Source organism: Stutzerimonas sp. R40042 (assembly GCF_026642215.1).
Taxonomy (GTDB): Bacteria; Pseudomonadota; Gammaproteobacteria; order Pseudomonadales; family Pseudomonadaceae; genus Stutzerimonas; species Stutzerimonas frequens.
This window is the reverse complement of the sequence record NZ_CP113258.1, coordinates 4,330,544-4,345,569: the sequence shown is the minus strand read 5'-3', so window position 1 is coordinate 4,345,569 and position 15,026 is coordinate 4,330,544. Positions and strand designations below refer to the sequence as shown.

Sequence of the window (15,026 nt, the reverse complement as noted above, 5' to 3'; positions counted from 1 at the left end):
TGAAGCCTTCCTATGGAGAAATCATGGCTCGCGTTCTGATTGTTGATGATTCACCGACAGAAATGTACAAGCTCACCGCCATGCTGGAGAAGCACGGGCATGTGGTGCTCAAGGCCGAGAACGGGGCTGATGGTGTTGCTCTGGCTCGCCAGGAAAAACCGGATGCCGTGCTGATGGATATCGTCATGCCCGGGCTGAACGGATTCCAGGCCACGCGCCAGCTGACCAAAGATTCTGAAACCAGTCACATTCCGGTGATCATCGTTACCACCAAGGATCAGGAAACCGATAAGGTCTGGGGCAAGCGCCAGGGCGCCAAGGATTACCTGACCAAGCCAGTGGACGAGGCGACATTGCTGAAAACCCTGAATGCCGTTCTGGCGGGCTGACGCCGGGGTAGCCAACACTCGGACAAAGGGACGTGGCCAGCATGGCTGACATGCCAACGCCGTTTCAGCACCTGCTGGAGCTAGATAGACAATGCCGCATGCATGCGGCAGGCCTGCCTTCACAGCAGGAAGCCGTACAGACCTGGGGAGGGATCGGCTTCCGCATGGGTGGACGCTTGTTCGTCGCGCCGATGGGCGAGGTCAGCGAGATCCTGCATGAGCCGCGATATACCTTGTTGCCAGGCGTCAAGAGCTGGGTGAAGGGTGTGGCAAACGTTCGCGGCAGGCTGCTGCCGGTGATGGACCTGTGTGGCTATTTCGGGCTGGAGCTATCGGCCTTGCGCAAGCAGCGCAGGGTGCTGGTGGTAGACCATCAGGAAGTATTCGCCGGACTGACCGTCGACGAAGTGTTCGGCATGCAGCATTTTCCGGTAGAGGCCTTCTCGGAGGAGCTGCCACCGATCGAGGCGTCGATTCAGCCGTTCATTCACGGTGTCTTCCAGCGCGAGCAACCCTGGCTGGTCTTCAGTCCGCACGCACTGGCTACGCATCAGGCGTTTCTAGACGTCGCTTATTAGTTGTAGGTGGGTCGACCTAGGTCGGCCTTTTGGTTCTTGGATGGAAGCGCACGGGGGTCCAGGCGGGGGCCGGATAATGAACAAGATGAATGCTAGTGCTTTGTTGAGCGGGGTGCGCAGCAATACGCTGATCACCGGCCTGTTTGTCGTGTTGATCGTATCGATCGTGTTGTTGTTCGCGAACTTCGCGTACGTCAATACGCAAGCCGATCATGACAACGAGTACATCGCTCACGCGGGAGAGCTACGCGTACTGTCCCAGCAGATCGCCAAGGATGCCGTGGAAGCGGCGACGGGCACCCAGGAGGCGTTCGCGTCCCTGAAGCAGGCTCGTAACGAGTTCGAGCGACGTTGGGGGTATCTCGCCCAGGGTAACGAAAGCATCGGGCTGCCTGCGGTGCCCGAATCGCTGCGTGCCGAGGTCAATGCGGTGGAGCAGGACTGGAACACTCTGCGCCGTGACACGGACGCGATCCTTTCCAGCGAGCAGACGGTACTGTCTCTGCATCAGGTGGCCAGCACTCTCGCCGAAACCATCCCGCAGCTGCAGGTAGAGTACGAGGAGGTCGTCGATATTCTGCTTGAAAGCGGCGCGCCGGCTGCCCAGGTCTCGGTGGCCCAGCGCCAATCGCTGCTGGCCGAACGTATTCTCGGTTCGGTGAACAAGGTACTTTCCGGTGATCAGGACTCGGTTCAGGCAGCTGATATGTTCGGCCGGGACGCCAGCCTGTTCGGTCGCGTACTGAACGCGATGATCGAAGGCAACGTCGCCATGGGCATCAGTGCGGTGGCTGACGAAGAGGCACTGGACCGTCTTGCGGAGATCTCCGAGCTGTTCCAGTTCGTATCGGGTTCCGTGGACGAAATTCTGGAAACCTCGCCAGAGCTGTTCCAGGTCCGCGAGTCGGCAAACAGCATCTTCGAGGTTTCGCAGACGCTTCTGGACAAGACCTCTGCCCTTTCCCAAGGTTTGCAGAACCGTGCTGATGCACGTTATCTGAACACCATTATCGGTTACGTATTGGGTGCGCTTGCGCTGGCATCGATCATCCTGATCGGCTTGGTAATGGTTCAGGAAACGCGTCGCCGCTTGAGCGAAACCGCCGAGAAGAACGAGCGCAACCAGGCGGCGATTCTGCGACTGCTCGATGAGATCGGTGACCTTGCTGACGGTGACTTGACGGTAGCCGCAACCGTAACCGAAGACTTCACTGGCGCAATCGCGGACTCGATCAACTATTCCATCGACCAGCTGCGCGATCTGGTAGCAACCATCAACCAGACGGCGGTACAGGTATCGGGCGCAGCCCAGGAGACCCAGGCGACGGCAATGCATCTTGCCGAAGCGTCCGAGCACCAGGCACAAGAGATTGCCGGTGCGTCGGCGGCAATCAACGAGATGGCCGTTTCCATTGACCAGGTATCGGCAAACGCTGCGGAATCGTCCGCGGTAGCAGAACGCTCGGTAGCCATCGCCAACAAGGGCAACGAGGTCGTACACAACACCATTACCGGCATGGACAACATCCGTGAGCAGATCCAGGACACGTCCAAGCGGATCAAACGTCTCGGTGAGTCTTCCCAAGAGATCGGCGACATCGTAAGCCTGATCAACGACATTGCCGACCAGACCAACATCCTTGCACTCAACGCGGCGATCCAGGCCTCCATGGCCGGTGACGCGGGGCGTGGCTTCGCGGTGGTTGCGGACGAAGTACAACGCCTGGCGGAACGTTCCTCCGCTGCAACCAAGCAGATCGAAGCGCTGGTCAAGACCATTCAGACCGACACCAACGAAGCGGTCATCTCGATGGAGCAGACCACTTCCGAGGTGGTCCGCGGTGCGCGCCTGGCACAGGACGCCGGGGTGGCACTGGAGGAGATCGAAAAGGTATCCAAGACCCTCGCGGCGCTTATCCAGAACATCTCCAACGCAGCTCGTCAGCAGGCTTCGTCTGCCGGTCATATTTCCAACACCATGAACGTGATCCAGGAGATCACCTCGCAGACCTCGTCGGGTACCACCGCTACGGCCAAGAGCATTGGTAATCTGGCCAAGATGGCCAACGAAATGCGCCATTCCGTTTCGGGCTTCACCCTGCCGGATACGCCGGATCAGGCCTGACTTGACGAGTGCGGCAGTCAAGTGATGGCTGCCGCCGAGGATCACGAGCGAGGGGCAGGGCATGCAGCCAAGGTTTGACTGGGCACTGGAGCCCTTGGCCGATATGTCGCCGGCGGAGTTCCATGACTGGCAGACGCTCCTCGAGGAGCGTTCCGGAATGGTCGTCAGCGAGCACAGACGCAGCTTCCTGCAGACCAATCTGAGCGCACGTATGCGTGAAGTCGGGGCGGCCGACTATGCCAGCTATTACCGGCAGGTCACTTCCGGCCCTCGCGGTGCAGTTGAGTGGTCGACCCTCATGGACCGCCTGACAGTGCAGGAGACGCGCTTCTTCCGCCATCCGGCTTCGTTCGCGCTGCTTGAGAGTCACCTGCGACACCGGCTGGATGAAGGCTCGCTCGCTCGCCCCTTGGCGCTTTGGAGCGTCGGCTGTGCAAGCGGAGAGGAAACCTATTCACTGGCGATGATCGCGGATCAGTTGCTGGCTGACAGCGACTCCGGATATGGCTTCGGTGTAACGGGAACCGATATCAGCCTGAATGCGCTAGCCAAGTGCCGTGCCGCAGTCTACGGCGCCCGCAGGCTGGAACAGGTGACGCCAGCGTTGCGCGAGCGCTACTTCCAGCCTTCGGTCGACGATCGCTTTCAAGTCATCCCTGCCCTGGCCGCGCGAGTGTGCTTTGCGCGGCTCAATGTGCTGGAACTGGCGAATTCGCCGCTTTCCGGCATGGACGTCATTTTCTGTCAGAACCTGTTGATCTATTTCCGCCGCTGGCGCCGCAGAGAGATCCTCAATCGCTTGGCCGAGTGCCTGGCGCCGGGGGGATTGCTGGTGATTGGGGTCGGGGAAATAGTCGGTTGGCAGCATCCGGATCTGGTTCCGGTTGCCAACGATCAGGTCCTGGCCTTTACCCGGAAAAGTTTATGAGCGGAGTCGCTATGGGTGATCGGCACGATTATGTCGCCCTGGAGTGGGTGAAAGGCGAGATTGCCGAAACGCTTAAGCAGGCGCGTCAGGCGCTGGAGGCGTTCGTCGAGAATCCGCAGGACTCGACTCGGATGCGCTTCTGCCTGACCTACGTGCATCAGGTCCATGGCACTCTGCAGATGGTCGAGTTCTTCGGAGCGGCGCTGCTTGCGGAAGAAATGGAGCAGCTGGCAAGGGCCCTGCTGGAAGAGCGGGTGGCCAACCAGGGTGAAGCGCTCGAGGTCATGATGCAGGCCATCCTGCAGCTGCCGGCCTATCTGGACCGTATCCAGAGCGCGCGCCGTGATCTGCCGATGGTGGTCCTGCCGCTGCTCAACGACCTTCGCGCCGCGCGTGGCGAGAAACTGCTGTCGGAGACCAGCCTGTTTTCTCCAGATCTGTCGGGGCGGACGCCCGCGCTTTCGCAGGAGTCGGTGGAGCGTTTGCGCACCCAGGAGCTGCCAGCGTTGCTACGCAAGCTGCGGCAGATGCTGCAGGTCGCTCTGGTCGGCGTCATTCGCAATCAGGACCTGCCGACCAACCTCGGTTACATGGCTCGGGTGTTTGCCCGTCTGGAAACCTTGTGCCAGAACGCTCCGCTGGCTGCCCTGTGGCAGATTGCTTCGGGGATGGTCGAGGGGCTGGCCAGCGGCGGCGTGACTAACGGTACCTCGGTCCGCACCTTGCTGCGCCAGGTGGACAAGCAGCTAAAGCGGTTGGTTGAGGAGGGTGCCGATGGTTTCAATCAGGCTGCTCCGGACGAGCTGATCAAGAACCTGCTTTTCTACGTTGCCAAGGCGCCGGGGCAGACGCCTCGCATTCAGGCACTCAAGCAGCATTACCGTCTGGATGAAGCGCTGCCTGACAGCGCTGTCGTCGATCAGGAGCGGGCCCAGCTTGCCGGTCCCGACCGCGGTGCAATGCGCTCGGTGGTCGCGGCCCTTTGCGAAGAATTGGTGAGGGTCAAGGATAGCCTCGACCTGTTCGTGCGCAGCGATCGCAAGGTCATCGCCGATCTTGCCAGCCTTGAGGTGCCGCTCAAGCAGATCGCCGACACGCTGGCCGTTCTCGGTTTCGCACAGCCGCGCAAGATCGTTCTCGATCAGATCGCCTTGGTCCAATCCATCGGCCAGGGGCTGCGCGCGCCGGATGACGCTGTGCTGATGGATATTGCCGGCGCGCTGTTGTACGTCGAGGCGACGCTGGCTGGCATGGTCGGGGGGCCGGCCGAAGAGCGTGGCGAAGAAAGCCACTTGCCCACGACCGATGTGGCGCAGATTCATCAGTTGGTCATTCGTGAAGCGCGTAACGGCCTGGAGCAGGCGAAGGACGCGATCATCGAATTCATTGCTTCGCAGTGGAACCATGAGCATCTGGCGCGGGTGCCGGAGCTGCTGACCCAGGTCCGCGGTGGCCTGGCAATGATTCCGCTCGAGCGTGCCGCGGCACTGTTGCAGGCCTGTAACAGCTATATCCAGGATCAGCTGCTGGCGCGCCAGGCCGTGCCTGATTGGCAGAGTCTGGACACCTTGGCCGATGCGATCACCAGCGTCGAATACTACCTGGAGCGTCTGACCGAGGATTGCGGTACTCAGGGAGACCTGATCCTCGACGTCGCTGAGGAAAGCCTGCAGAACCTCGGTTATTCACTGGGCCGCACACAGCAGCCGATGGCCGCTCTGTCGCAGGTCGAAGCCACGCCTGACGAGACTCTCGACGAGATCGAGGTACTGTTGGAGGAGCCTGAGTCGCTCGACGAGACCTTTGAGCCGATGTTGGACGACGGCGTTGGTCACGAGTCGCAGGCTGAGCCGTCGATGCCATCCGGCCAGGATTCGGTCCTGTCAGAAGACTTCGACTTGCTCGGCGGCGACACGCCTGCCGACGAGCAGATCGTTTTCAGTCTGCCCGAAGACGCCGGCGAGGCAATCTCCGACGATGTACCTGATGCCGTCGACGACGAAACCGCTTTGCAGCAGTGGAGCGAGGCGCAAATGGCCGACCTCGATCTGCCCGAGGTTGCGCTCCCCGATTATGCCGAGCCCGAGCCTGTCGAGAGTGTCCAAGTTGAGCAGCCGCTGAGCATCGAGCAGGTCATGGCGGCGCCTGTCGCGGCAATCAACCCACCTGCGCAGGACGTTCCCCCGACTTTGCTGCCGCCGCCGTCCGATGAGGAGCCGGTCGATGAAGACCTGCTCGAGGTCTTCATCGAGGAAGCCGCCGAAGTCCTGGAGACCATCGGTGAGTACCTGCCGCGCTGGCTCGGTGATAATCAGGACAAGGATGCGCTGACCGAAGTTCGCCGTGCATTCCATACCCTGAAAGGCAGTGGTCGGATGGTCAGGGCGCTGGTTATCGGGGAACTCGCCTGGTCCGTGGAAAACCTGCTCAATCGGGTCCTGGACCGCAGCATCGAAGTCTCCGACTCGGTTGGCCATGTGGTAAACGAGGTCGTCGCCCTGATGCCGGCTCTGGTTGAGGAGTTCGCAGCCAAGAATCAGCGCCAGCGGGATGATGTCGACCGCCTGGCTGCCGCCGCGCACGCCTTGGCCAAAGGCCAACCCGTCGCGCTGTCACTTCCGTCGAACGAGCAGGCGCCTTCGACTGATGAGGTGCCACAGCAGGCTGCCCTGACGCAGCACCAAGATGCGCTGGATCCGCAGCTGCTGGAGATATTTCGTAACGAAGCAGAGTCGCACCTGACCACGCTGGTCAGTTTTCTGGCCGATTGCGCACAGCGTCTTCCGCAGCCGGTGACCGACGCCCTGCAGCGCGCGTTGCATACCCTCAAGGGCAGCGCTCATATGGCTGGCATCCTGCCTGTTGCGGAAATCGCGATGCCACTGGAAAAAATGGTCAAGGAGTTCAAGACCAACCTGATCCCCATGGATCTGGCAGAAGCTGAGCTGCTGCACGAGGCCGAGCTGCTATTGCGCCAGGGCCTGGCCAATCTCGATCACCAGCCGCTTGCTCCGATCGATGGTGCGGCCGAGTTCCTGGAAAAGGTGTATGCGCTGCACAAGGCGCGTCTGGCCGAAGCCGGCGCCCGTCAGCAGAACGATGCAGGCGAAGTGCGTGATCCCAACATGATTGCGCTGTTCCTGTCCGAGGGGATGGATATCCTGCTCGATGCTGAGGATTTGCTGCGCAGTTGGCGTAATCACCCCGCCGAGCGACAGGAGCTGACAGCACTGCTGGAAGAGCTGACGACGTTGGGTCAGGGCGCCAAGATGGCCGAGTTGCCGCAGATGGAAGCGCTATGCCAGGTATTGCTACGGTTGTATGCCGTTGTCGAGGAAGGCCGGCTGGCGGTAAGTGAGCGCTTCTTCGACGATGTCGAGCAGGGCCACGAGGCACTGGTCGGCATGATGGATCAGGTCGCGGCTGCTTTGCAGGTAACGGAGCAGTCCGAGCTGGTGGGGCGACTCGAGGCGCTGCTCGCCGAGGCCGTCGATCCGCTGGCCATTGCGCGGCTGCCGGACGCTGAAACAGATGATGCAGAAAAGGCGGTGGCCCCGACAGACTCGCCAGCCGAAGCCGAAGCCGAAGCCGAAGCCGAAGCCGAAGCCGAAGCCGAAGCCGAAGCCGAAGCCGAAGCCGAAGCCGAAGCTTGGCCTGCAGATGATTCGACGCAGCCACAACCGCAGGAAGATTTCGATCCGGAGATGGTGGACATCTTCCTCGACGAGGCTGTGGACCTGATGGAAAGCGCTGGACAGGCGCTAGATCGCTGGCTTGCCGATCCGTCCAACCAGATGGCGCTGTCGGCGCTGCTGCGCGATTTGCATACCCTTAAGGGTGGCGCCCGGATGGCGGCCATTCGCCCGATAGGTGATCTGGCGCACGAACTCGAGTCGCTTTACGAAGGGCTATCCGATGGACGTTACGTCCATTCGGCCGAGCTGGCCGCGCTGCTCCAGCGCAGTCACGACCATCTGGCGCTGCAGCTCGAGCAGCTGCAGCGCCAGCAGCCAATGAGCGGTGCCGAGGCGCTGATCGATGCGATGCGGGGTTTTCGCCAGGGAGGCAGCTTTCCCGTCGAGGAAATGACATCCGAGGCTCGGCCTGACAATGGCGATCTCGATCGCGGCCCCGACGCATGCCCGAGCACAACCGATGAGCTGTCCGGCCTGCCGGAGCAGGGCGAGCTTTCCGACGCTGCGGAGCTGCCATTGCCGGAGCTCGATGAGCTTACGGTAGAGCAGAGCGATGAGGATGCAGCTAGCACTGAACCGATGCCGGATCCGTTGACGTTCGTCGAGGAGGTCGAGCTGGACCTGCCTGAAACCGATGATCGTTCCGCCCCTATCGACCCGGCGGAGACCGAGGCAAGCACCCCGGCCAATGAGCGCGATCCGGAACTGGTCGAGATTTTCCTGGAGGAAGGCTTCGACCTGCTGGAGAGTGCTGCTGGCGGCCTGCAGCGCTGGATGACCGATGTCGACAACAGTTTCGAGCTCGAAGCGCTACAGCGTGACCTGCACACCCTCAAGGGCGGTGCGCGGATGGCCGATATCGGTGAGGTCGGTGACCTGGCGCACGAACTTGAATACCTGTACGAGGGGCTTTGCGCCGGCCGCTATCGGGCCAGCCCCGAGCTGTTCGGGCTGCTGCAAGCCTGTCAGGACCGACTGGCCGAGATGCTCGAGGCCGTTCGTGCTCATCAACCGTTGCCGAAAGGCGATGGGTTGATCGAAACCATCAAGGCTTTTCGCGACAGCCCCGCGGAACAGCTGAGTATGCCCAGCAGCGTGTCGCTGAAGGCCGCGCAAGAGGATGCTCCACAGACTGCTGAAGCCGAAATTCTCGATATTTTCGTCGAGGAGGCCGATGATCTGCTTGAGGACATGGAGGCGGCCCTTGGTCGCTGGGATGCGTGCCGCGACGATGCTGCACCGCTGGCGGACATTCTTCGCGTTCTGCATACCCTCAAGGGCGGTGCTCGCCTTGCCGGGCAGGGTGCGCTGGGCAACCTGGCGCACGATCTGGAACAGCGCCTGAGCGAGGCTCAGCAGTCGGGGGCGCCCTGGCCGGATAGCCTGTTTCTCGATGTACAACAGGGATATGACGCACTGCTGAGGGATGTCGAGCAGCTGCGCGCCGGCCTAGCGGACGATGGCGCCGAGCAACCGCAGGAGGAGCCGGTCGAGGTTGATCAACCGCTCGGCCAGCCGGCGGCATTGCTACAGACGATTGTCGCTGCCAGCGTCCAGCCGGCTGCAAGCCCCGCTCCGGCGAAGGTGCTGCCGTTCATTCGCCGCGCGCAGCAGGCGGCTCAGGAAGCTGCCGCACGGCGCGCACCACAGGAGCTGGTGAAGGTACCGGCGGAGTTGCTGGAAGGGCTGGTCAATCTGGCCGGGGAAACCTCGATCTTCCGTGGCCGGGTGGAGCAGCAGGTCAGCGACGTCGGGTTCACGCTTGGCGAGATGGAAGCGACCATCGAGCGTGTCCGCGACCAGCTTCGCCGTCTGGACACGGAAACCCAGGCGCAGATTCTCAGCCGCTATCAGGCCGAAGCCGAGCGTGCTGGCTATGACGATTTCGATCCGCTGGAGATGGACCGCCATTCGCAGCTGCAGCAGCTTTCCCGTGCGCTGTTCGAGTCGGCCTCCGACTTGCTCGACCTGAAGGAAACCCTGGCGGCGCGCAACCGAGACGCTGAAACGCTGCTGCTGCAGCAGGCGCGGGTCAATACCGAGCTTCAGGAGGGCCTCATGCGCACCCGCATGGTGCCCTTCGAGCGCCTGGTGCCGCGCCTGCGCCGGATCGTTCGGCAGGTCGCTGGCGAGCTCGGAAAACAGGTCGAGTTCATGGTCGGCAATGCCACCGGGGAGATGGATCGTAGCGTTCTTGAGCGCATCGTCGCGCCTCTCGAACACATGCTGCGCAACGCCGTCGACCACGGCATCGAGTCGGTCGAGCGGCGCCGGGCCGCCGGCAAGCCCGAGCAGGGCACGATCCGTCTGGACCTGGCGCGTGAAGGTGGCGATATCCTGCTGACCCTGGCGGATGACGGTGGCGGTATCAACCTGGAGGCGGTGCGGCGCAAGGCGATCGAGCGCGGCCTGATGTCCACTGGTAGCGATCTGTCCGAACATGAGATTCTGCAGTTCATTCTCGAAGCCGGCTTCTCCACCGCCGAGCGCGTCACGCAGATCTCCGGCCGCGGCGTCGGCATGGACGTGGTGCACTCGGAGGTCAAGCAGCTCGGCGGCTCCATGAGCATCGAATCGACCCTCGGTCAGGGCACACGCTTCCTGATTCGCCTGCCATTCACGGTGTCGGTCAACCGGGCACTGATGGTCTATTCCGGTGAGGATCTCTATGCGATTCCGCTGAATACCATCGAGGGTATCGTACGGGTCTCGCCTTACGAGCTGGAGGCCTACTACCAGCCGGATGCACCGCGTTTCGAGTACGCCGGGCAGGCGTACGAACTGCGCTACCTCGGTGATCTGCTGAACAACGGGCAGAAGCCGAAGCTGGTCGGACAGAGTCTGCCGCTGCCGGTGATCCTGGTGCGCTCGAAAGAGCACAGCGTCGCGGTGCAGGTCGACAGCCTGGCCGGCTCCCGCGAAATCGTGGTGAAGAGCCTCGGCCCGCAGTTTGCTGGTGTACATGGCATCTCCGGCGCGACCATCCTTGGGGACGGCCGCGTGGTGGTGATTCTCGACCTGCTGGCTACCATTCGCGTGCTGCATGCCCATCAGCTCACTCAACTGCATCAGCCTCGCCTGCTCGAGCAGCAGCCGCAGGAACCCGTCGAGACGGAGAGCGAGCGGCCAACCCTGGTCATGGTGGTCGACGACTCGGTCACCGTGCGCAAGGTGACCAGCCGTCTGCTGGAGCGCAACGGCATGAACGTGCTGACCGCCAAGGACGGAGTGGACGCCATCACCCAGCTGCAGGAGCGCAAGCCGGACATCATGCTGCTCGATATCGAAATGCCGCGCATGGACGGTTTCGAGGTGGCCACGCTGGTGCGTCACGACGAGCGTCTGAAGGACCTGCCGATCATCATGATCACCTCGCGTACAGGCGAAAAACACCGCGATCGGGCGCTCGGCATCGGGGTCAACGAGTATCTGGGTAAGCCGTATCAGGAGTCTGTCCTACTCGAAGCCATTCAGCGCCTGGTTCACGCCGATGTCTGACGTTCTCTCTGCACGCATAGCGGTACTAGCCGACACCTCGCTGCAGCGCCATGTGCTGCAGCAGGCGCTGACCGGCAGTGGCTATCAGGTCGTGCTGAACAACGACCCGGCGCGCCTGGAGCCGGCCGACCTGGACGGTACCGAGGCCGATCTTTGGCTGGTGGACCTAGCGCAGACCGAGGATTCGCCGCTGGTGGATGCGCTCCTGGAGCGAGATACCACGCGCGTGCTGTTCGGCGAAGGGCATGCACCGGAACGGCACTCCGAATTCTACCCGCGCTGGGAGCGCAGCCTGTTCAGCAAGCTCAAGCGCCTGGTGGGGGATCCGTCGCATGCGGTGGGACCACGCCTGGATGTGTTGCAGGGCGACGGGCAGGGGCTCGAGCGACTGACGCTGCCGGCGGTGCTCGCCGATTCGGCGCTGCATGTAGGCGAGCCAGCAGCTCAGGTCTGGTTGCTGGCTGCCTCGCTTGGTGGGCCTGAGGCAGTGAAGGCGTTTCTCGACGCTTTGCCGGGCGGGCTGCCGGTGGGTTTCATCTATGCCCAGCACATCGAGGCCAGCTTCGAATCGGCGCTGTCCCAGGCCGTGGGCCGGCACAGCCAATGGCAGGTGCGCCAGGTCCGTCCGGGCGAGCGGGTTCGCTGCGGCGAAGTGATCATCGCGCCGATCGGCGAGGAGCTGGGGTTCGAGGCCGACGGCCGCACGCGGCTGACCGGTCGCTGCTGGCCGGAGCCGTATAGCCCGTCGATCGATCAGATGATGCTGAACCTGGCGCAGCAGTTCGGCGAACGTTGCGGCGTCATCGCCTTCAGTGGCATGGGCAGCGACGGCAGCGCGGCCGCCGCCTATGCCCTGCGCCAGGGCGCCAGGGTCTGGACGCAGCGGGCCGACTCCTGCGCCTGCTCGAGCATGCCGGACAATCTTCGCGAGGGTGGCTACAGCTCCTACAGTGGCGATCCTCGCGAACTGGCCCAGGCGCTGGTCAATCATTTGGTGAATCAGGTCGGTACGACCACCACGTCTTTACTACGGAATAACTCATGAGTCAGATGGTCGTTTCTCAGGACGCGGAAAGCCTCACCGGGCTGCTGATGCCGCTTGCCGACCGCATGTTGCTGGTACCCAACGTCGCGGTGGCCGAGCTGATTCCGTACCGCGCGCCGCAGGCCGCCGAGGGCATGCCGGCCTGGTTTCTCGGTCAGGTGCAGTGGCGCGACCTGAGCCTGCCGCTGCTGTCGTTCGAGGCAGCGTCTACCGGCCAGCCGCCAGCGGTTGGCCAGACTGCCCGGGTAGCTGTGCTCAACGCGGTGGGCGGGCGCGAACACGTCAAGTTCATCGCATTGCTGGTGCAGGGTATTCCGCATTCGATAAAGGTGGATACCAGTCTGGCTCGAGCGGATGCGGCGCTTGCCCCGCTGGAGCTGGACGCTGTCGACCTGGGCGACATGCAGGCGCGCATTCCCGATCTGGTCGGCCTGGAGCAGCAGCTGGCGGATGCCGGGCTGATCTGAGCACGCCCGGGTGCTAGAAGTCTCCCCATAGCTGCTGCGCCACGCTCAGCGCCACCACCGGCGCCGTTTCGGTGCGCAGAACCCGCGGCCCCAGCCGCGCCGGAAGAAAGCCCTGCCCGGCAGCCTGTTCGACTTCGCTCTGGCTCAGACCACCCTCCGGACCGATCAGAAACGCCAGGCTTTGCGGCTTGGCATGGCTCGCCAGCGGCTCGGCCACCGGGTGCAGCACGAGCTTGAGGTCGGCCTCGACGGCCAGCCAGTCGCGCAGCGCAACCGGTGAATGGATGATCGGCAGGACCGAACGGCCACACTGCTCGCAGGCGCTGATGGCGATCTGCCGCCAGTGGGCCAGGCGCTTGTCGGCCCGCTCATCGTTGAGGCGCACTTCACACCGCTCGCTGATCAGCGGCGTGATTTCGCTGACGCCCAGTTCGGTGGCCTTCTGGATCGCCCAGTCCATGCGCTCGCCGCGCGAAAGGCCCTGCCCGAGGTGTATCTGCAGCGGTGATTCCGTCATTCCTGCCAGGCGTTCGTGCAACTCGACGCTAACGCGCTTCTTGCCGACCTCCGTCAGCTCGCCGCGATACTCCTGGCCGCTGCCATCAAACAGCTGCACCGCGCTGCCGGTCGACAGGCGCAGGACTCGCCCGATGTAGTGGGCCGCTGCCTCGGGGAGTGCATGCTGGCCGAGGGAAAGGGGAGCGTCGACGAAGAAGCGGGATAGGCGCATAGGGCAACGGCAGGGCGAGGTGGATGAGGCTGCAAGTCTAAAGCATCGGCGGTCCGGTCAGCAGACCGCCGCACGCTTGCGTGATTTCAGCCCGGATCGCGGAAATCCGGATACGGCCCCGCCGGCACCGATACCTGCGCACTGTCGCGCGTGGCGATGTCGATACCCTCGCTGGCCACGGTGGCGAGAAAATCAATCTGTTCCTCAGTAATGCAATACGGCGGCAGGAAATACACCACGCTACCGAGCGGTCGCAACAAGGCGCCGCGCTGCAGTGCGTGCTCATAGACCTTGAGGCCGCGACGCTCCTGCCACGGATAGGCCGCGCGAGTGGGCTTGTCCTGCACCATTTCAATGGCCAGTGCCATGCCGGTCTGGCGCACCTCGGCCACGTGCGGGTGATCGGCCAGGTGCGCGGTGGCGCTGGCCATGCGCGCGGCCAGGGCCTTGTTCGCTTCGATGACATTGTCCTCGGCGAAAATGTCCAGCGTCGCCAGCGCGGCGGCGCAGGCCAGCGGGTTGCCGGTGTAGGTGTGCGAATGGAGGAAGGCGCGCAGGGTCGAGTAGTCGTCGTAGAACGCCTGGTACAGCTTGTCTGTGGTGAGCACCGCGGCCATTGGCAGGTAGCCGCCGGTCAGTGCCTTGGACAGACAGAGGAAATCCGGTGTGATGCCGGCCTGCTCGCAGGCGAACATGGTGCCGGTGCGACCGAAGCCGACGGCGATCTCGTCATGGATGAGGTGCACCTCGTAGCGGTCGCAGGCTTCGCGCAGCAGCTTGAGGTAGACCGGGTGATACATGCGCATGCCGCCGGCGCCTTGGATCAGCGGTTCGACGATGACCGCGGCGATGTCCTGATGATGCTCGGCCAGGGTCTGCTCCATGTGCGCGAACATCTGCCGCGAATGCTCTTCCCAGCTCATGCCCTCGGGGCGCAGGTAGCAGTCCGGGCTCGGCACCTTGAAGGTGTCCAGCAGCAGCGGCTTGTAGGTGTCGGTGAAGAGCGCGACGTCGCCTACTGACATGGCGGCAACGGTTTCGCCGTGATAGCTGTTGGTCAGCGTGACGAAGCGCTGCTTGCGCTCGCGGCCACTGTTGCGCCAGTAGTGGAAGCTCATCTTCAGCGCCACCTCGATGCCGGTGGAGCCGTTGTCGGTGTAGAACACGCGATCCAGCCCGGCCGGCGTCAGGGCGACCAGGCGCTCCGACAGTTCCACCACCGGCTGGTGGCTGAAGCCGGCGAGCATCACGTGCTCGAGCTGGTCGACCTGGTCCTTGATGCGTTGGTTGATGCGCGGGTTGGCATGGCCGAACACGTTGACCCACCAGGAACTCACCGCGTCCAGGTAACGCTTGCCGTCGAAATCCTCCAGCCACACGCCGTCGCCCCGGCGGATGGGAATCAGCGGTAACTGCTCGTGGTCCTTCATCTGGGTGCAGGGATGCCAGAGCACGGCGAGGTCGCGTTGCATCCAGCTGTCGTTCAGGCTCATGGTTGGTCCTCCGCAGTGAGTCGCGAAGCCTACTTGCAAGTGACACTCGATGCGATCAGTTATCGATTTGCTCGATGT

9 protein-coding genes are annotated in these 15,026 nt (G+C 63.0%); 7 read left to right on the top strand and 2 right to left on the bottom strand.

The genetic code is table 11. From position 1 onward, the window contains the following. Positions 1-23 precede the first annotated feature (23 nt). From pilH to OUY36_RS20390, 7 genes are all read left to right on the top strand, one after another. Positions 24-389 carry a twitching motility response regulator PilH gene (gene pilH / locus OUY36_RS20420; protein ID WP_003297216.1) on the top strand — a complete coding sequence of 122 codons (366 nt, stop codon included), beginning with the start codon at positions 24-26 and terminating at the stop codon, positions 387-389. Positions 390-430: 41 nt separating this feature from the next. After that, positions 431-967 carry a chemotaxis protein CheW gene (locus OUY36_RS20415; protein WP_110778835.1) on the top strand — a complete coding sequence of 179 codons (537 nt, stop codon included), beginning with the start codon at positions 431-433 and terminating at the stop codon, positions 965-967. A 76-nt stretch (positions 968-1,043) separates the two neighbouring features. After that, positions 1,044-3,092 carry a methyl-accepting chemotaxis protein gene (locus OUY36_RS20410; RefSeq protein WP_102838894.1) on the top strand — a complete coding sequence of 683 codons (2,049 nt, stop codon included), beginning with the start codon at positions 1,044-1,046 and terminating at the stop codon, positions 3,090-3,092. 61 nt (positions 3,093-3,153) lie between these two features. Continuing rightward, positions 3,154-4,020 carry a CheR family methyltransferase gene (locus OUY36_RS20405; RefSeq protein WP_156244993.1) on the top strand — a complete coding sequence of 289 codons (867 nt, stop codon included), beginning with the start codon at positions 3,154-3,156 and terminating at the stop codon, positions 4,018-4,020. Between the two features lie 11 nt (positions 4,021-4,031). Further along, positions 4,032-11,213 (top strand): Hpt domain-containing protein, encoded by a 7,182-nt coding sequence (locus tag OUY36_RS20400; protein ID WP_267938223.1) that lies wholly within the window; start codon positions 4,032-4,034, stop codon positions 11,211-11,213. Further along, the gene (locus tag OUY36_RS20395) at positions 11,206-12,258 is read left to right on the top strand and encodes a chemotaxis protein CheB (protein WP_267935788.1); all 1,053 of its coding nucleotides are present in this window, start codon (positions 11,206-11,208) and stop codon (positions 12,256-12,258) included. Before OUY36_RS20400 ends, OUY36_RS20395 begins: the two co-directional genes overlap by 8 nt. After that, on the top strand, positions 12,255-12,725 hold the full coding sequence (locus tag OUY36_RS20390) for a chemotaxis protein CheW (protein ID WP_110778840.1): 471 nt from the start codon (positions 12,255-12,257) through the stop codon (positions 12,723-12,725). The genes OUY36_RS20395 and OUY36_RS20390 overlap by 4 nt, the downstream gene beginning before the upstream one ends. 13 nt (positions 12,726-12,738) lie before the next feature. On the opposite strand, the gene OUY36_RS20385 is transcribed toward OUY36_RS20390, so the two are convergent. Both OUY36_RS20385 and OUY36_RS20380 read right to left on the bottom strand, forming a co-directional pair. Continuing rightward, positions 12,739-13,455, bottom strand: coding sequence for a 16S rRNA (uracil(1498)-N(3))-methyltransferase (locus OUY36_RS20385; protein WP_156244996.1), 717 nt, complete (start codon positions 13,453-13,455; stop codon positions 12,739-12,741). An 86-nt stretch (positions 13,456-13,541) separates the two neighbouring features. After that, positions 13,542-14,948: an adenosylmethionine--8-amino-7-oxononanoate transaminase gene (locus tag OUY36_RS20380; protein ID WP_267931423.1), complete on the bottom strand. Its 1,407-nt coding sequence runs from the start codon at positions 14,946-14,948 to the stop codon at positions 13,542-13,544. Positions 14,949-15,026: the final 78 nt, after the last annotated feature.

Excerpts from the sequence above, each read along its gene's own strand:
- pilH (WP_003297216.1), top strand. The coding sequence starts at position 24 with ATGGCTCGCGTTCTGATTGTTGATGATTCACCGACAGAAATGTACAAG.
- OUY36_RS20415 (WP_110778835.1), top strand. The coding sequence starts at position 431 with ATGGCTGACATGCCAACGCCGTTTCAGCACCTGCTGGAGCTAGATAGA.
- OUY36_RS20410 (WP_102838894.1), top strand. The coding sequence starts at position 1,044 with ATGAACAAGATGAATGCTAGTGCTTTGTTGAGCGGGGTGCGCAGCAAT.
- OUY36_RS20405 (WP_156244993.1), top strand. The coding sequence starts at position 3,154 with ATGCAGCCAAGGTTTGACTGGGCACTGGAGCCCTTGGCCGATATGTCG.
- OUY36_RS20400 (WP_267938223.1), top strand. The coding sequence starts at position 4,032 with ATGGGTGATCGGCACGATTATGTCGCCCTGGAGTGGGTGAAAGGCGAG.
- OUY36_RS20395 (WP_267935788.1), top strand. The coding sequence starts at position 11,206 with ATGTCTGACGTTCTCTCTGCACGCATAGCGGTACTAGCCGACACCTCG.
- OUY36_RS20390 (WP_110778840.1), top strand. The coding sequence starts at position 12,255 with ATGAGTCAGATGGTCGTTTCTCAGGACGCGGAAAGCCTCACCGGGCTG.
- OUY36_RS20385 (WP_156244996.1), bottom strand. The coding sequence starts at position 13,455 with ATGCGCCTATCCCGCTTCTTCGTCGACGCTCCCCTTTCCCTCGGCCAG.
- OUY36_RS20380 (WP_267931423.1), bottom strand. The coding sequence starts at position 14,948 with ATGAGCCTGAACGACAGCTGGATGCAACGCGACCTCGCCGTGCTCTGG.